We start from the raw sequence: 18,644 nt of genomic DNA on the forward strand, positions 1-18,644 counted from the left end.
AATTAAAAAAATGAAATCAAATAAATTAATCTTATTTATTCTTTTCGCTACTTTTTTTGCAAGTTGTGATAATGAATTAGAAATTGATCCGAAACAAAATGAGGATGCAACAGTAACATTAAGTACTGAAACTGGTATCACTAACATATTAACAGGTGCGTATGCTATTGCGGCTGACGGCGATGTTTACGGAGGTCGCATATTGACTTCTGCAGATTTACTGGCTCAAACCGGCATAACAGCAACCACTGATTTTAGATGGAGAGGAACTTTTGGTGAATGCCGACAACTGTATTCTAAAAGTATTCTTGTTAACAATGCTTTTGTTCAGCAAATCTATGCCCGAAATTATCAAATAATTAATGCGGCAAATATTGTTATCGAAAATATAGACAAAGTCCAAGATCCTGAAAAACAAGCGACAATGGTTGCCGAAGCTAATTTCCTAAGGTCAATGGCATACTTTGATTTGGTTCGTTTCTTCGCAAAACCTTACGAAGCAGGTCAGGCAAATACACAATTAGGTGTGGTTATACAACCAAATGCCATCTATGATTTTACTATTGATTTAGCAAAAGAAAGAAGTAGTGTTGACGAAGTGTATGCGGTAATAATTGCAGGTTTGAATCTAGCTTATAATGACCTTCCGGAAGACAATAGTTTTTATGCAGACAAATACGCCGCCAAAGCTTTATTAGCAAGAGTTTATCTTCAACAAGGTAATTATCCTGCTGCCAGAGATGCGGCTCATGATGTAATTGAAAATAGCGGCCGCACATTATCCACAAAATATGCAAACGCTTTCAACCATGATGTGAACCAAAGTGAGGATATTTTTGCAATCCAGATCACAAAACAAACTGGAGAAAATGAAATGACCAATTTATATGCTTCTGAAAATAACGGTGGTCGTGGTGGCGATATCGAAATCAGATCTACTTATTTAGCTAAATTTACAGATCCTGCTGATGAAAGACGCAACTTTAATTACATCAACCCGGACAATGGCAGAAGATTGACTTCTAAATATACCAATCAATTTGGCGATGTTCCGTTAATTCGTTTGGCTGAAATGTATCTCATCAGAGCGGAAGCTAATTTTAGAGCCACAACTTTTGTAGGAAACACGCCGGTAGCAGATATCAATTTATTGAGAACACGCGCAAATGCAACAAATTTCCTGACTGTAACCTTAGCTACTATTTTAAGAGAACGCCAGTTGGAATTAGCAATGGAAGGTTTTGCTATCCATGATTTAAAAAGAACAAAAGCTTCAATTGATGTTTTTGCTGATGGAACAGAATTGATTCCATATAATGACAACTCTTTGGTATTCCCTATTCCTTTAAGAGAAATGGATACCAACAGTAAAATCAGTCAAAATCCTGGATACGGAGGATAATCCAATTCCATTTTATTAGATAAAAAAAGCCCGAAATCAATTAAGATTTCGGGCTTTTTTATACATTCTAAAAAATTATTCAGTAGGAATAATAAGCTCCGCGGTAATCGCTTCTAAAACTTGAAAAGCAGTTTCTGCCATTTTATTTCCTTTGGTATCCAATAAAGGATTAATCTCAACAAACTCGATACAAACTACCTTTTTGGTTTGGATAATTTGATTGATGATTGCAATAATTTCATATTGGTCAAAACCTTTTGGAACCGGAGTTCCCGTTCCATAAGAAATCATATCACAATCCATGGAATCCACATCAAAAGAAACATACAAAACTTCACAATGCGACAATTTTGACAATGCTTCAGTAACACATTTCTGCAAACCTCGGTAACGCACTTCGTCCACCTTATAATTTTTGATCTGCAATTTTTCAATTTGCTTATCTTCCTCTTCTTCGGTATCCCGAACACCAAAATAAATCAGATTTTCGGCTAAAACTTTCGGTCCTTTATAGCCAATATTTTTCATGTCTTCCCAATGCTGTTGCGTTTCAGCTGGGACTTCGTTATTCTGACAACTCAAATTATCATCACCAAGGGCAGCCGATAACGGCATTCCGTGAATGTTTCCTGAAGGCGAAGTGTAAGGCGAATGCAAATCAGCATGCGCATCAATCCAAAATACACCAATATTTTGCTCTGGATACGCGGCTTTGATCCCACTTAAAGTTCCTAATGCCGAAGAATGATCTCCTGACAATACTATTGGAAAATAATTCCCTTCTATATTTTTTTTGACTGCATTACAAACTCGGGTGCATTGCTCCACAACGTGCTCAATCCTTTTGGCCGAGGAACTGCGATTTTTATCATAAATCGATTCGTTATGCGTTTTTACATCTTCGAACTCAAATTGATTAAAATAATCGCTGTTTTTATTAATTGCAGCAATTTCTATGGCATCAATTCCTAAGTCTGATCCTCTTGTTCCGGCTCCTATATCAGATCGATTCTTTATTAATTTTATTATTTTTCCCATTATCTGAAATCATTTAATGCTCTTTCGATAATAGCCAAACATTCGTGTATTTGAGCTTCCGTAATTACCAATGGCGGTGCAAATCGAATTTTGTTGCCATGTGTTGGCTTTGCCAATAATCCATAATCTCTGAACTTCATACAAATATCCCAAGCCAAATCAGATTCTTCATCACTATTGACAACTATAGCATTCAATAATCCTTTTCCTCTCACCAATGTAATTAGTGGATTTCTGGAAGCAATCTCATTCAGTCCCGTTCTTAAAACCTCTCCTAAGTAAGCTGCATTTTGTGCCAAATTTTCATCTTTTACTACTTCAAGTGCAGCAATAGCAACGGCAGCGGCAATTGGATTTCCTCCAAAAGTAGAACCGTGTTGTCCCGGTTTGATAACATTCATAATGTGATCATTCGCTAAAACTGCCGAAACAGGATACACGCCACCAGAAATTGCTTTTCCAAGAATTAAGATATCTGGTTTTACTTCTGGTTTGTTTTCACATCCTTTTTTACAATCGCAATTTCCACAAGTGGCCAATAATCTTCCCGTGCGCGCAATTCCTGTTTGCACTTCATCCGCAATAAATAAAACATTATGTGCTTCACAAAGTGCTTTCGTTTTTGCTAAATATCCTTCGGAAGGAACATAAACTCCTGCTTCACCTTGAATAGGTTCCACTAAAAATCCAGCAATATTTTTGGTTGATTTTAAAACGCTTTCCAATGCTTCGACATCATCGTATGGAATTTTAATAAATCCAGCTGTGAATGGTCCGAAGCTTTTACGGGCAGTTTCATCGTTCGAAAATGAAATGATTGTTGTAGTTCTTCCGTGAAAATTATTTTCACAAACAATAATTTGCGCTTGATTTTCAGGAATTCCTTTAACCTCATAAGCCCATTTTCTGCATAACTTCAAAGCCGTTTCTACTGCTTCTGCACCAGTATTCATGGGCAACACTTTATCAAAATCAAAATACTTGGTCACATATTCCTCAAAAGGTCCTAATTGATCATTGTGAAAAGCACGCGAAGTCAGCGTCAATGTTTGAGCTTGTTTGATCATGGCACCCACAATTTTTGGATGACAATGTCCTTGATTTACGGCAGAATATGCCGATAAAAAATCATAATATTTTTTTCCGTCCACATCCCAGACATAAACGCCTTCACCTCTTTCTAAAACTACAGGTAAAGGATGGTAATTGTGTGCACCATATTGATTCTCTTTTGCTATCAACGCTTCAGATTTTGAAGAAAGGTTTTGTTCTGTATGTGTCATGATATTTCGGATTTATTATTTTAAAGCACAAAATTACTATTTTTTTTTAATTTACCAATAAAAATAAATATTTTGACTTTTAAAAAGAGTTTATTTAAAATATTTATTTAATTTAGATAAAAAATAAGTCATTTTTAAATAAACGTTTCGATTTGCAGATGCATTTCGAAATAAATAAAAATAAGTACTTTTATACAAACATAAAAGCATCATTTATAATTAAACCAACATGGATATAGTAGACGAATTCGATATTAATATTATTAAAGAATTAGAGAAAGATGGAAGAATGGCATATTCAGCCATTGCAGCAAACTTAAAAATATCAAATACAATGGTGCATCAGCGCATCAACAGATTAATAGAACAAGGAATCCTTACTGGAATAAAACCTGTAATCAATGAAAAAAAGGTAGGATATGACTGGGGATCTTTTACAGGAATTACGCTGAATAAAGATCAGGATTCAGATAGGATTATTGAAGAACTGAAAAAAATACCTGAAATAACAGAGTGTTATTACATTACCGGATCGTTTACCCTTTACATAAAAATTATTGCCAAAGACCACGAACACATGCGAAAAGTACTTTATGAAAAAATTGATACTATTCCCGGTATTGCCAAAACAGATTCTATAATTGAATTGGGTTGTGCTTTCAAAAGAAATGTTTCTCTTTAATCTTTATTTAAATATTAAACAAACTTCTAAAAAATAACCCATGATAAAGACGAACCATTCCCCACTCTATTTCAAATTATTTATTGGCTTACTTGCATTCCTATTTTGCGGCAGTTTACAATCGCAAAAAACGAAAGGAAAATTATTCATCATTGGTGGCGGACATCGATCTGATGCATTGATGACGCAATTAGTAACACTGGCGGATTTAGGAAAAAAAGATTATGTGGTTGTGTTACCAATGTCAACCGAAGAACCGGATAGTGCTTACATTTATTTCAAAAAGCAATTCGAAAAACTGACTCCAAATCCAATTGTTATGTTGAATTTCGACAAAACAACCGCTTTTAATAAAGTGCTGAACGATTCCTTGCAAAACGCAAAACTAATTTTCATTAGCGGAGGCGATCAATCCCGGTTTATGAATGTCGTGAAAAACACTCCTACATTTACAGCAATTCACCACGCTTACAAAAACGGAAGCACAATTGCTGGCACCAGCGCCGGAGCGGCAGTAATGTGTGAGCACATGATTACGGGAAATCAGAAATTAGAATCCAAATACACGGAGACTTTCAACAATATCAGATACGATAATCTGGAGACAACTATCGGTTTGGGACTTGTAAAAAACGTGATTATCGACCAGCATTTTCTCAAAAGAAGCCGCTACAACCGTTTACTCTCTGCTTTGATTGAATTTCCAACTCACATAGGAATTGGCATCGACGAAAGTACTGCGCTGATTGTTCGCAATAAAGAAATAGAAATTGTTGGCGAAAGCGAAGTTATTGTGGTCAAAAAACCGAAAGGAATAACCAGATCTAAAAAAGAGAATTTAGTAAGTATCAAAAGCTTAGAAATGGCTGTGTATCATGAAGGTCAAAAATTTAAAATTCAATAAAAATGAAATATTTTAAGAATCATTTTCCGCTAATAATGGTAGTTTTTTGTTTTAGTTTCTCGATGTTTTCGCAAAAAATATCAAATCAAGAAATAGAAAGACTAAAAAAAATATCGCAACAAGTCACCATCATCAGGGACAATTGGGGAATTGCACACGTATATGGAAAAACCGATGCGGATGCCGTTTTTGGAATGTTATATGCGCAATGTGAAGACGATTTCAAACGAGTAGAAATGAATTACATTGAAAAACTCGGGCGACTCTCGGAAATCAAAGGACAGTCCGTTTTGTATAATGATTTAGAAATTAAACTTTTGATGGACACCGAAGAAGCTAAAGCCGATTATAAAAAAGCGGCGCCTTGGTTGAAAAAATTATTAAACAGTTATGCGGACGGAATCAACTTTTACCTGCACAATCACCCCGAAGTAAAGCCCGCTTTATTGAGTCATTTTGAACCGTGGTTTCCGTTGCTTTGGACCGATGGAAGCATTGGAGCCATAAGCACCGCTGATCTTTCAACTGGAGAGTTAAAGGCTTTTTACTCCGGAAATACCGATAAAGTGTCCTACATAGAACGCGAAAAAGATGTGCAAACCGGCTCTAACGGATTTGCAATTGCTCCTTCAGAAACGGCATCGGGAAACTCCATTTTATACATTAATCCACATACTTCTTTTTATTATAGGCCAGAAATACAAATGAGCAGCGAGGAAGGATTGAACGCTTATGGAGCAGTGACTTGGGGACAATTTTTCATTTACCAAGGATTTAATGAGAATTGCGGCTGGATGCATACCTCCTCAAATGTGGATGTAGCGGATATGTATGCTGAGAAAATCGTGACCAAAAACAACCAATTATTTTACGAATACGATAATAAGTTGGTTCCGATTATTGAAAAAAAAATAACTCTCAAATATCTGGAAAACGGGAAATTGATTCCTAAAACATTCAACACCTATCATACCAATCACGGTCCGATTATGGCCAAAAGAGACGGAAAATGGATCAGCTTAAAATCTAATAATCGTTCGATGAAAAGTTTGGAGCAAAGTTGGATACGAACAAAATCAAAAAGCTTTGCAGACTACAAAACAGCAATGGATTTGAAAGCAAATACCTCAAATAATACCGTTTATGCTGATAAAGAAGGAAATATTGCGTATTGGCATGGAAATTTTGTTCCTATTAGGGACAAGAAACTGAATTGGTCAAAAGTGATTGACGGCACAACACCAGCAACACAATGGAAAGGATTACACGACGTTTCAGAAACGGTACATTCTTATAATCCAATAAACGGTTGGTTGCAAAACTGCAATTCTACTCCTTACACCGTGGCGGGTGACAATAGTCCAAAAGAAGAAAATTACGTGCCCTACATGGCACCGGACGGTGAAAGTTTCAGAGGATTAAATGCCGTTCGGTTATTGAGCAGAGGCGATAAATACACGCTCGACGAAGTAATTGCAGTCGGTTATGACACGAAACTGACAGCTTTCGAATTTTTAATTCCAGCGTTAATTTCTAGTTTTGAGAAAAATATCAGCGTTGAAGATCCGCTTTACGCAGAACTTTTAGAGCCAATAACGCTACTAAAAAATTGGGATTATTATGCCAAAGAAAATTCCGTAGCTACAACTCTTGCTGTGGAATGGGCTTATAAATTAGATCCAATTATTCAAAAAGTATATATTGAGGAAGGAGAATTGGACCAAGTGGAAAACACGATGAATTTTGCAAAGAATGCTTTTCCGGATCAACTGATTCCACAATTGCAAATGGTCATCACCGAATTGAAAATTAAATTTGGAACCTGGCAAATTCCTTGGGGAGAAATCAATCGTTTCCAAAGAGCTTCCGGTGATATTAATCTGATTTATAACGATGCTCTTGAAAGTTTGCCCATAAGTTACGGACCAGCGCTTTGGGGAAGTCTACCCGCTTATAAAAGCAATTACCAAAAAGATACTAAAAAACGCTATGGATTTAATGGAAATAGTTTTGTGTGCGCGGTCGAATTTGGACCAAAAATAAAAGCCAAATCATTACTTGCAGGCGGAAATAGCGGTGATCCAAAATCGAAACATTTTTACGATCAGGCAGAAATGTATCGAAAAGGGCAATTCAAAGACGTTTTGTTCTACAAAGATGACGTTCAAAAAAATGCCGAAAAAACGTATCATCCCGGGGAATAATCATTATAAGAATTAAAAATACTGTCATAAGATAAAAAAATATAAGTCTTACTTTTAGGGCGAATTAATTGTGACATTTGTAAGAAATAAAAACAATCATTATGAAAAATATTTTCTTTGCATTATTAGGATTTCTGTTGTTTTCCAATGGCGCTTTTGCACAATTGAAAGCAGTAAAATACACAGACGGAAATCAAAAATTAAACGGGCTATCGATTGCTCCAAAAAAGGGAAGCAAAACTAAACCGGGAATCTTGATTCTTCCTGCTTGGAAAGGTATTGATACCCATTCCAAACAATCAGCAGAAAAACTGTCAAAAATGGGTTATTATGCATTTGTAGCTGATATTTATGGTGAAGGGAATTACCCAACAAATACGCAAGAAGCCGGAAAACAAGCTGGTCTTTACAAAACCAATATTGCTGATTATCAAAGACGCATTCAATTAGCTTGGGATCAATTAGTGAAAGCCGGCGCAAATCCTGACAATATTGTAGTAATTGGATATTGTTTTGGAGGAACAGGAGCACTTGAAGCTGCAAGAGCAGGAATGAAAATCCAAGGAGCAGTCTCTTTTCACGGTGGTTTAGGACGTGACGCCTCGAGAGTAAATAATCCAATCACTGCAAAAATTTTAGTTTTACACGGCGCTGATGACACGTATGTACCAGCAACTGAAGTAGCTGCTTTCCAACAAGAAATGAGAGATACAAAAGCAGATTGGGAAATGATTTATTATGCTGATTCTGTTCATGCTTTTACAGATCCAGAAGCTGGAAACGATAATTCAAAAGGTGCTGCTTACAACGAGAAAGCTGCAAAACGTTCTTGGGAGCGTATGAATGCTTTCTTAAAAGAAGTTTTGAAATAATCTAAAAATATAATTTTTTCAAAAACAGTATAAGTTCCATTTTTTTGTTAGTTTTATAAATTAAAATTCAACAAAAATTCAAGAATTTATACTGTTTTTTTTATGTCAAAAAGTAAAATCAGAAACGACAAAACCTGCCTCAATTGCAGGTATGTGGTAGAAAATAGATTTTGTCCTAATTGCGGACAAGAAAACACCGATACTCGAAAAACGTTTCACCACCTCTTTATCCATTTTTTTGAGGATTTAACACATTATGAAAACGCTTTTTGGCGCACCATAAAAAATCTTTTGTTCAAACCAGCAGCCCTTACAAAAGAATATCTGTCTGGAAAACGATTGTCTTATTTGGCTCCGGTCAGATTGTACATTTTTATAAGCTTTATTACTTTTCTATTGATTGCCATTTTTCCTAATGCCAACAATTCTTCCGATAAAACTCTTGAAAATAAATCTATTATTACTACTAAAAGCAAGGCATTTCAGAATACCATAACCAAAAATGATTCGGCTAAAACGAACCAAACGGATTCAAATGAAGATCAAGATGGAGTTCAAGATTTTGAATACGACTCAACAGAACAATTGGACTCTATCCATGTATTACAAGATTTTGGATACGACTCCTTAGAACAACTAGACTCCATCCAAAAACATGCACCAGAGTCTCAAAAATTATCCGATTTTAGTTATTGGATGAATAAAAAATTCCAAATAGTTAAAGAAAATAATACACAAAGCGAAATTATTGAAAAATTCATAAGCTCATTTACCCATAATTTACCCAAAGTTCTATTTGTATTCATGCCTATTTTTGCTCTTTTCCTCTGGCTTTTCCACAATAAGAAACGCTGGTACTACTTTGATCATGGTATTTTTACCTTACATTACTTTTCCTTTTTGTTATTGCTATTATTGTTATTGTTTCTAATTAACAAAGGACTGACACCATTTTCAGAATCTAGTCTCGTTTCTTTCATACAAATAGTAATTAATTTTATTGGGATTGGATGGATGATTTATTATTTCTATCCGGCACATCATCGTTTTTATGGTGAAACACGCATAATATCTTTTATAAAAAGTAGCCTGTTATTTTTTATAAACTTTATCCTCATCATAATTATTTTATCAATTTTTGCTATTTACACCTTTATTAATTTACATTAAAAAAATGAAAAAAATCCCTTTATTAGGTTTAATGGTTCTTTTGACCGTAAACTGCACTACTCAAAAAACGAGTGTTACTCTTGCCAACCCAACGAAATACATGAATACAATTACTGCTGATGAACTAAAAACGCACCTTTATATTGTTGCTTCAGACGAAATGGAAGGCCGTGAAACTGGTTCAGAAGGCCAAAAAAAAGCAGGTGTTTACCTTATCGATCAATACAAGAAAAACGAAATCAGCTTCCCAACTGGTGCTTCAGACTTTTACCAAAAAATTCCGGCAGCTTTCCTGAATGCAAAGCGAAATGAAAACTTAGCGGATTCTGAAAACGTTTGGGCGTACATTGAAGGATCTGAGAAACCAAATGAAGTCTTAGTGATTTCTGCCCATTACGATCACGTAGGGACAAAAAACGGTGAAATTTATAACGGTGCCGATGATGATGGTTCCGGAACTGTTGCATTATTAGAAATTGCTCAGGCATTCCAAATCGCTAAAAAAGCAGGCCATGGCCCAAAACGTTCTATCCTGTTTCTTCATGTAACCGGCGAGGAACACGGATTGCATGGTTCCAGATATTATTCTGAAAATCCTTTGTTCCCGTTAGCGAACACTATTACTGATATTAATATAGATATGATAGGCCGTCGTGATGAAGCTCATGCAGCAAGTAATAATTACGTATATGTGATTGGCGCAAACCGGTTATCAACTGATTTAGATAACATTTGTAACATTGCAAACGCTAAATACACCCAATTAGAGCTGGATTATAAATACAACGACCCAAAAGATCCAAACCATTTCTATGAGCGTTCGGATCATTACAACTTTGCTAAACACGGTATTCCATCTGTTTTTCTTTTCAACGGAGTGCATGCTGATTACCACAAACCAACAGACAGTCCTGATAAAATTGAATATGATGCGTTGACCAAAAGAGCACAATTTGCATTTGTAACCGCGTGGGAACTGGCAAACCGCACCGAAAGACCTATTGTCGATAAAAAATAGATTTCCTCTTTGGGCACATCCACGCTTTCACTAGCGTTGCAGCGTGGTCGGGCTATACGTTGCAATCTTTATTGTCTCATTAAAAAAACGAGACAATAAAGGATTTCCACTCCTATCCCTTGTGCAAACCACATAAAAAAAGAGCTTTGAATCACTTCAAAGCTCTTTTTTTATTCTTCAATTATTAAACGCTTTCGTCAAATTGTATTTTATCCACACTATCAATTTTATACAAAGGCTTTTCAAGAGGTAAGGTAAAGTAAAAAGAGGTGCCTTTACCTTCTTCACTTTCAACCCATATTTCTCCATCATTTCTTTCTAAAAATCCTTTCACCAATAACAACCCAATTCCGGCACCTTTGTTATCTTTCCTAGCTTTAGAAAGTGTGCTCATTTGCGGGGTAAAAAGTGTTTCTTGAACATCCTTAGACATTCCAATTCCACAATCCTTAATCTGAATTATGAGCATTTCCGATTCAATATTTGCTAAAACCGAAATTTCACCTTCGGGCAAAGAATGCTTTATAGCATTAGAAAGTATATTTTGAAAAACCGATAATAACATTTTTCCATCAGCAAAAACAGTGGTATCGGGTTTAATTTCATTGTGGAACGTTATCGCATTCAAAGAAGCCATTTCATGCAAGGACTCAAAAACTTTTTCTACATAATCATACAGCACAATTTTTGTGGGAGAAAACACCTCAGATGCATATTTGATCCTAGCCCATTCCACTAAATTATCAAGCATGTTCAACTCATCGACAGCTGTTTTCTGAAGTAAATCAAGCATTTCTTTTATCTTACTGGATTCTAATCTGTCCAGATTTTTTTTCAAATATTCCGCCGTTCCGATAATTCCCGATAAAGGACTTCTTAAATCGTGAGAAACTATGGCAAGAACATTTTCTTTGTGTGTATTAAGATCTTCCAGTTCTTTAACATATTTTTTTATAGCATCCTCTGATTTTTTTCTTTCCGTCAGATCTCTTAATATTTTAACGTATCCTAACATCTGCCCTTCACTACCAATAAGCGGAAAGACCAAACCATAAGCGTAAAACCCACTCCTGTCTTTACAAATATGCCATCTATTGTCCGTAGCTCTCCCCCCTTTTAATGCAGCTTGAATTTCTGATTGCGGAATACCATTTTGTATATCTTCTTCGGTAAAAATAACATCGAAGTGCTGTCCTATAATTTCGTCAGTTTCATATCCAAATATTTTTGTCGAACCTGAACTCCAACTGTTAATTATGAATTCATTGTCAAGAGTGAAAATCGAATAATCTTGTAAACTATCTATTATTTGGCTATAAAACTCAGCGGTTGGAATGTAATTACTTTTAAGAATTTTAGAATTGATTTTCTCGTTTTTCATTAAATTGTATAAATAATATTTAAAATTTTGAAAGCTTATTTTCGATTGATTTAACCCTGCAATGTGTCCAAAGATACATAAAAGAAAATACGATTTCTGTAAAACAAAGAATATAACCCCTAACAGGAGAATGTATGTTCTAAAAGCTATTACCTTAATTTATTTGATTGTAAAATCCTATATAACTTCTATCATTGCACTATAATACTATTCCCTATTTACAATATTCAAGCCAATAAAAATAGAATCACAATCTGACGAGACTTTATTCCACAAAAAAAGCCTCGAATTTCTTCGAAGCTTTTGCTTTCTGGGTGGGAGACGGGGCTCGAACCCGCGACCCTCGGTACCACAAACCGATGCTCTAACCAACTGAGCTACAACCACCATTTGCTTAGCGGTGGCAAATATACGACATAAGTTTACTTCTGCAAATATTTTTTTCAAAAAATTACTTGAATTTTACATCAAATCTCCTAAGCTATTGACTGCCAAATATCTTTCTACAGTAAAACCTTCCGCATGATCGACCCCAGTGAGTCTTCCTAAATCTCTAGAACGGTAATTCAGGCTCTCTAAGAAGTTTTTACTCGTTATTGGCGATTCCGGTTCGTTTGAATTGGCATCATAAAACTGCGAACCGTACGCCAAAATAGATTCGATTTTTTTATCGGTGAAACCCGTAATATCGACAACAAAATCCGGTTCTATATTTTTCCATTGTATGTAATGATACACTAATTTAGGTCTCCAAGCCGTTTGTTTCTCTCCTTCCAACGTAGTTTCTATCTTCATTAATCCAGATAAGAAACAAGCATCCGAAACCAGTTTGCTTCCCTTTGCATGATCAATATGACGGTCATCAATCGCATTACACAAAACAATCTCCGGTTGGTACTTGCGAATCATTTTTATGATTTCTAATTGGTGCTTTTCATCATTGACAAAAAAACCATCGCGCATTTCTAAATTTTCACGTACTGAAACTCCTAAAATTTTTGCAGCAGCATTCGCTTCCTGATCCCTGATTTCCGCTGAACCGCGAGTTCCTAATTCACCACGGGTCAAATCTATAATTCCCACCGTTTTTCCTAAAGAAATTTCTTTTAAAATGGTTCCAGCACAACCCAATTCCACATCATCAGGATGCGCACCAAAAGCAAGTATATCTAATTTCATCTAAAATTCGTTTAATGTTTTTTTTTTAATGTTTAAAGTTGCGAATACTACTTCAAACCCAATATTTCCTTCATAGTCATGGATTTATTGACACTTTCCCCCCATTCTTTTTCAGGAATACTATCCTTTGTAATACCACAACCCATATATAAATGCGCTTGATTATCTTTGATTTGCATGCATCGCAAATTCACATATAAATCTGATTTTATTTCTCCTTTATTAAATCCTTCTTTGTTTAATTCGCCTAAAAAACCAGTATAATATTCCCGGTCATAGCCTTCATGTTCCAAAATAAAATTTTTAGCAACCTCTTTTGGTAATCCACACACAGCGGGTGTTGGATGCAAAATAGAAACAACTTCTTTCAAACTTGAATTGTCATTAATAACCCCTTCAATATCGGTTTTAATATGTGCTAAAGTTCCCGCTTGCGCAGTATAAGGGCTAGAAACAGACACTTCTGAAGTCAATTTCTTTAGATTATCCAAAATAAAATCGGTAACAAATTGCTGCTCTTCCATTTCTTTTTCCTCCCAGACAACTTGTTTATCACCTTGAAGCTTTTGAGTTCCAGCTAATGACATTGTGTAAAAAGTATTCGTATCGGCCTTTAATAATCGTTCTGGTGTGGCGCCCATCCATAAACCTATTTTTGGATGAAACCAGCAATAGCAAAAAGCAGTTGGATAATTTTGAATTAATTTTTCGAAAATTGAAACTAAATCAAAATTTGACAAACCAACGATTTCTTTCCGGGACAAAACCACTTTTTTAAAAGTCCCTTTTGCAATAGCATCAATTGCTTTTTGGACCAGGTTTTCAAAATTTTCTTTCGCAGGAATATCTTCAGAATCTTCTAAATCCGAATCATCATTTTCCTGAGAAGAAGTTATCAAGGCTTCCCATTTTATCGATTGATTTCTAGGAATCAGAATCATCTGGTTGTCTTCAAAAGGTGCGAAAACAAATCCACTCTCTTCAAAATTCTCAGCAAAATACAAGTGATCATTATTCTGAAAAAAACCTATTAACTTGATGTTGTTTGGTTTTCGGTATAATACAAAAGGTAGATTTTGAGCTTTTTGTTGCTTTACTTTTATAAAAAAATCGATCATATATAATGTATTAAATATAAATTCCTCTAAACCTAAAGGCGTTATAATTTGCTTAACCGTGTCGAAACCATTTTAGTCACTTTTGCCTGAAACTGTTTCTTTGGCTTTAGCTACAATTAAATCCAATTATTTATTTTCGCTTTTTCTTTTTGGCAAAACCATATTCGTAAGCTTGCAAAGCGAAATTAGACTATTGTTTTCATCCGTAATCCTTATTTCCCAAAGATGAATACTTCGGCCCTTATGAACAATCTTAGCGGTTGCCGTTACAATTCCGTCCCGTTTTGCTTTCAAGTGATTGGCTGAGATTTCAATTCCGCGCACCTCGCTTAGTTCTGAATTTACATAAATCATAGAGGCGGCGCTGCCCACACTTTCTGCTAAAGCCACCGATGCACCGCCATGCAATAATCCCATTGGTTGATGCACGGAAGGATTCACAGGCATTGTAGCAACCAGAAAATCTTCTCCTGCATCTGTATATTCAATATTCAACGTTTCCATTAAGGTATTTTTAGAAACGTGATTGCAATAATGAAGTATTTTTTCTTTGTCGAATGTCATGTTTTTATCTTTAAAAATGTAAAAATAATTAAAAGATAACTCACATAACAGTAATTACAATTGTTATTCTGATTTCGAAAATAGATTTTTCCTATTTTTACAAAAAATATAACCAAATGCGTCCCAAAATAGTACTGTTTTTTATTGGAATCATAATGACTATCTGTTCCTGCCGTTCTGATTTTGAGACTGTAGCAAGTACTGGTGATTTAGAATTTTCCAAGGACACGATTTATCTTGACACTGTTTTCTCCAACATTGGTTCCAGCACGTATCGACTTAAAGTATACAATAAAAGCAAAAATGACATTACGATTCCAAGCATTAAATTAGGGAAAGGTTTGAGTTCTAAATACCGAATATCCGTTGACGGAATGCAGGGAACAGACGGGAAAATTTTCAACAACGTCGATCTTTTAGCCAAGGACAGTTTGTATATTTTCATAGAAACCACTGCCAATATTGCTGATGCTAATCCAACCGTTTTTTTGTACACCGATCAAATTCAGTTTGACAGTGGCGACAATCTTCAAAATGTGGAATTGGTAACACTAATACAAGACGCTGTTTTCCTGTATCCAAAACGTTTTGCTGACGGAACCACTGAAACACTTCCAATAGGAAACGAAAAAATTGATGGCTTTTATCTGGATGAAAATGACCCCGTAAATGGAAATGAATTGCAATTTACCAATGACAAACCGTATGTAATTTATGGCTACGCAACTGTTCCTTCGAATAAAACGGCCACTTTTGAGGCTGGAACCCGAGTTCATTTCCATGCGAATTCAGGACTTATCGTAGCCAATAATGCCTCTATAAATATTAATGGAACTCCCTCAACAACAGATAAACTAGAAAACGAAGTCATTTTTGAAGGCGACCGTTTAGAACCTGATTTTTCAGATGTGCCGGGACAATGGGGCGCCATTTGGCTGACTGATGGTAGCACAAATAATACCTTGAATCACCTCACTATTAAAAACGCAACGATTGGATTGTTAGTTCAAAACAATGATGGCACGACCGTTTCTGTCAAAAACACCCAAATCTACAATAGCAGCAACTACGGAATTTTGGCGCAGACTGCAAAAATAAATGGAGAAAATGTAGTCATTAATAATGCTGGATTAGCCAGTTTAGCCTGTACCTATGGCGGAAATTACAAGTTTACCCATTCAACTTTCAATAATAATTGGAACAGCTCGCAACAGGTGGCTGTTTTAGTAAGCAATTATATTTTAGGAGCAATTCCGGAAGCGAAAGATTTGACCGCAGCCACGTTTAACAATTGCATTATCTATGGTTCTTATTCAAACGAAATGACTTTGACCAAAAAAATAGGAGCCACTTTTGAATACCAATTCAACAATTGCCTGATTAAATTTGATACCGTATCCAACCAATTCGCAACGAATCCTGATTATCAATTTAATGCGGATACAGCACATTACAACGCGATACTTTTGAACAAGGATCCAAAATTCTTCAATATATCACAGAACAAATTTAATATCGATGAAACTTCAGCCGCTTTCGCAAAAGGGAATTCGGCGTATCTGATTCCACTTGATATTATAGGAAAAACGAGAACTTTACCGCCAGATTTAGGTGCGTTCCAAAACAAAGCTTTTCCAAAATAAACCGCTCTGAATTAGCGCATTCTAACTATTTAAAAATTAAAAAGGACCTTTCTCGAATTAAACATTTAGTAACCTCCAATATCAATTTAAATAGTAGTTTTGTCAAAAATTTCAATCCATAAATCAAATTAATTTTAAACCAAGTAATCCAATTAAAGTATGAAACAAATCTACTCATTACTCTTTTTATTTCTTTCCATAGCAGGTTTTGCGCAAGCGCCAGATGGCTATTATGCAAATGCCACAGGAACAGGCTACACCTTGAAAACTCAATTGTACAACATCATTAAAGACCATACGGTACAAACGTATGCAGGCTTGTATGTTACTTATGAAACGTCAGATATTGATAATTTCTTTGAAAACGACGGTTCGGTTTTAGATATGTATTCAGAAAATCCAGCAGGAACGGATCCATACACTTATAGTATTGCAACTACGCAGCGATGCGGAAGTAGTGGTTACGCCAAAGAGGGAGATTGTTACAATAGAGAACACATCATACCCCAATCTGTATTTAACGAAGTATCACCAATGGTTTCTGATGCGCATTTTATTACGCCTACTGACGGAGAAGTGAACGGAATCCGATCTAACTACCCGCATTCTGTAGTAGCAATCGCTACACAAACTACTCAAAACGGAAGTAAACTTGGAGCCAGCACAACTGCTGGTTATACAGGTCCAGTTTTTGAACCAATAGATGAGTTCAAAGGTGATATTGCCAGAATGTATTTCTATTTTGCCACGCGTTATGAAAACACTGTTGCCGGATACAATTACCCGATGTTCAATAATTCTAAGGGAAAAGTATTTACCACAGCATTTTTAAATCAATTGCTGGCTTGGCACAATCAAGATCCAGTAAGTGCCAGAGAAATTGCCCGTAACAACGCCATTTATGCACGTCAAAACAATAGGAATCCTTACATTGACAATCCAAGTTATGTAGCAACAGTTTGGACTACAGAGCCTGCCGATACAGAAGCTCCAACCGCAGCAACAAATTTGACAGTAACTACTACTACATCAAACTCGGCTACTTTAACATGGACAGCAGCTTCGGATAATGTGGGAGTAACAAACTACGATTTGTACCTTGATGGTACTTTAAAATCCACTCATACCGGACTTACTGCGACTGTTTCTGGTTTATTAGCTTCTACTAGCTACAACTTTTATTTAATTACAAGAGATGATGAAAGAAACTCATCTTCAGCAAGTGCAACAGTAATTGGAACAACTACAGCCGCACCAGCAGGTGGATCGGGAGCTACAGAGTTATTCTTTTCAGAATATGTTGAAGGAAGCAGTTTAAACAAAGCATTAGAAATTGCTAACTTCACCGGAGCCGCAGTTAACTTGACAGGTTATTCTATAAGAAAACAATCAAATGGTGCTGGAGCCTGGAGTGCTGGTTTAAATTTAACTGGGACTTTAAATTCCGGCGCTGTGTTTGTGTTAGTAGATCCAGGAATAGCTACAACTTGTTACACAGTAGCGAATGCAAATTTATCATCAGCTCAAGAAGCATATAATGGAAATGATCCTATGGGATTATTTAAAAATGGAGTGTTAATCGATATCATAGGAACATTTGATGGAGGATCAACCAACTTTGCCGCTGATGTAACATTAAGAAGAAAATCGAGTATTAAAGGTCCAAACACTACTTTTAATAAAACTGCTGAGTGGGATTCATTCGCTAATAATACTTGTGATGGAATTGGAACTCATTCATTGGCAACCCTTTCTAACGTTGATTTTGATGCTAATGAATTTAACATCTATCCAAATCCATCCAATGGAAATGTTAAAATAAATTTTGAAAATTCGAATGAAAAATATTCTGTTCAAGTATTTTCAATATTGGGACAAAAAGTTTTTGAAAAAGAATATATCAATAGTTCTTCAGCTGCTGTAAACAATCTTCAAAAAGGAGTTTACTTAGTTAAAATAACAAATGATAACAAATCGGTTACTAAAAAACTTATTGTAAACTAGTTTACAAACAAAGTATTTATTCAAAGCGGCATCTATTGCCGCTTTTTTTGTTTTCAATTTTTCAAAAAAAAAAAAAATACTTATTAATACCATTTTAAGATAGCTTCCTCAATTTTACTTCTATTTTTTTTCAAAGTAAGACTAAAACTACTTTCACTACAACATTCATTTTTATGTTAAGA

The 18,644-nt window shown here is 35.5% G+C and carries 15 protein-coding genes and 1 tRNA gene; 9 read left to right on the forward strand and 7 right to left on the reverse strand.

Annotated features, from left to right (window positions below):
• The first annotated feature begins 10 nt into the window (after positions 1-10).
• Complete coding sequence (locus DR871_RS10555; protein ID WP_113666256.1) at positions 11-1,402, forward strand: RagB/SusD family nutrient uptake outer membrane protein; 1,392 nt, start codon at positions 11-13, stop codon at positions 1,400-1,402.
• A gap of 75 nt (positions 1,403-1,477) precedes the next feature.
• Here DR871_RS10555 and DR871_RS10560 read toward each other — a convergent pair whose 3' ends face one another.
• Together DR871_RS10560 and rocD are read right to left on the reverse strand one after the other, a co-directional pair.
• Positions 1,478-2,440, reverse strand: a complete 963-nt coding sequence (locus DR871_RS10560; protein WP_113666257.1) for an arginase — start codon at positions 2,438-2,440, stop codon at positions 1,478-1,480.
• Positions 2,440-3,723 carry an ornithine--oxo-acid transaminase gene (rocD, locus tag DR871_RS10565; protein ID WP_113666258.1) on the reverse strand — a complete coding sequence of 428 codons (1,284 nt, stop codon included), beginning with the start codon at positions 3,721-3,723 and terminating at the stop codon, positions 2,440-2,442. Before rocD ends, DR871_RS10560 begins: the two co-directional genes overlap by 1 nt.
• Before the next feature lie 229 nt (positions 3,724-3,952).
• On the opposite strand from rocD, the gene DR871_RS10570 reads away from it, so the two are divergent.
• The 6 genes from DR871_RS10570 to DR871_RS10595 all read left to right on the forward strand — a co-directional run bounded on the left by DR871_RS10570 (position 3,953) and on the right by DR871_RS10595 (position 10,573).
• Entirely contained in the window at positions 3,953-4,405 is a 453-nt protein-coding gene (locus DR871_RS10570) for an Lrp/AsnC family transcriptional regulator (protein ID WP_113666259.1), read from the forward strand.
• A 40-nt stretch (positions 4,406-4,445) separates the two neighbouring features.
• The gene (locus DR871_RS10575; RefSeq protein WP_113666260.1) at positions 4,446-5,309 is read left to right on the forward strand and encodes a cyanophycinase; all 864 of its coding nucleotides are present in this window, start codon (positions 4,446-4,448) and stop codon (positions 5,307-5,309) included.
• Positions 5,310-5,311: 2 nt separating this feature from the next.
• Positions 5,312-7,513 (forward strand): penicillin acylase family protein, encoded by a 2,202-nt coding sequence (locus tag DR871_RS10580; protein WP_242497101.1) that lies wholly within the window; start codon positions 5,312-5,314, stop codon positions 7,511-7,513.
• Between the two features lie 101 nt (positions 7,514-7,614).
• Complete coding sequence (locus DR871_RS10585; protein WP_113666261.1) at positions 7,615-8,385, forward strand: dienelactone hydrolase family protein; 771 nt, start codon at positions 7,615-7,617, stop codon at positions 8,383-8,385.
• A 102-nt stretch (positions 8,386-8,487) separates the two neighbouring features.
• Positions 8,488-9,555: a DUF3667 domain-containing protein gene (locus DR871_RS10590; protein WP_113666262.1), complete on the forward strand. Its 1,068-nt coding sequence runs from the start codon at positions 8,488-8,490 to the stop codon at positions 9,553-9,555.
• Between the two features lie 4 nt (positions 9,556-9,559).
• Positions 9,560-10,573, forward strand: coding sequence for a M28 family metallopeptidase (locus DR871_RS10595; protein ID WP_113666492.1), 1,014 nt, complete (start codon positions 9,560-9,562; stop codon positions 10,571-10,573).
• Between the two features lie 184 nt (positions 10,574-10,757).
• On the opposite strand, the gene DR871_RS10600 is transcribed toward DR871_RS10595, so the two are convergent.
• The 5 genes from DR871_RS10600 to DR871_RS10620 all read right to left on the reverse strand — a co-directional run bounded on the left by DR871_RS10600 (position 10,758) and on the right by DR871_RS10620 (position 14,815).
• Complete coding sequence (locus DR871_RS10600; protein WP_113666263.1) at positions 10,758-11,954, reverse strand: PAS domain-containing sensor histidine kinase; 1,197 nt, start codon at positions 11,952-11,954, stop codon at positions 10,758-10,760.
• A 312-nt stretch (positions 11,955-12,266) separates the two neighbouring features.
• A tRNA-His gene (locus DR871_RS10605) sits at positions 12,267-12,342 on the reverse strand.
• A 74-nt stretch (positions 12,343-12,416) separates the two neighbouring features.
• Complete coding sequence (gene bshB1, locus DR871_RS10610) at positions 12,417-13,133, reverse strand: bacillithiol biosynthesis deacetylase BshB1 (RefSeq protein WP_113666264.1); 717 nt, start codon at positions 13,131-13,133, stop codon at positions 12,417-12,419.
• A gap of 47 nt (positions 13,134-13,180) precedes the next feature.
• The gene (locus DR871_RS10615) at positions 13,181-14,251 is read right to left on the reverse strand and encodes an isochorismate synthase (protein ID WP_113666265.1); all 1,071 of its coding nucleotides are present in this window, start codon (positions 14,249-14,251) and stop codon (positions 13,181-13,183) included.
• 126 nt (positions 14,252-14,377) lie between these two features.
• A complete protein-coding gene (locus DR871_RS10620) occupies positions 14,378-14,815 on the reverse strand; it encodes a PaaI family thioesterase (protein WP_113666266.1) in 438 nt (145 codons plus the stop codon).
• Positions 14,816-14,931: 116 nt separating this feature from the next.
• On the opposite strand from DR871_RS10620, the gene DR871_RS10625 reads away from it, so the two are divergent.
• A complete protein-coding gene (locus DR871_RS10625) occupies positions 14,932-16,458 on the forward strand; it encodes a hypothetical protein (protein WP_113666267.1) in 1,527 nt (508 codons plus the stop codon).
• 159 nt (positions 16,459-16,617) lie between these two features.
• Complete coding sequence (locus DR871_RS10630; protein WP_113666268.1) at positions 16,618-18,462, forward strand: endonuclease; 1,845 nt, start codon at positions 16,618-16,620, stop codon at positions 18,460-18,462.
• Positions 18,463-18,644: the final 182 nt, after the last annotated feature.

This window comes from Flavobacterium petrolei (assembly GCF_003314435.2).
Classification (GTDB): Bacteria; Bacteroidota; Bacteroidia; order Flavobacteriales; family Flavobacteriaceae; genus Flavobacterium; species Flavobacterium petrolei.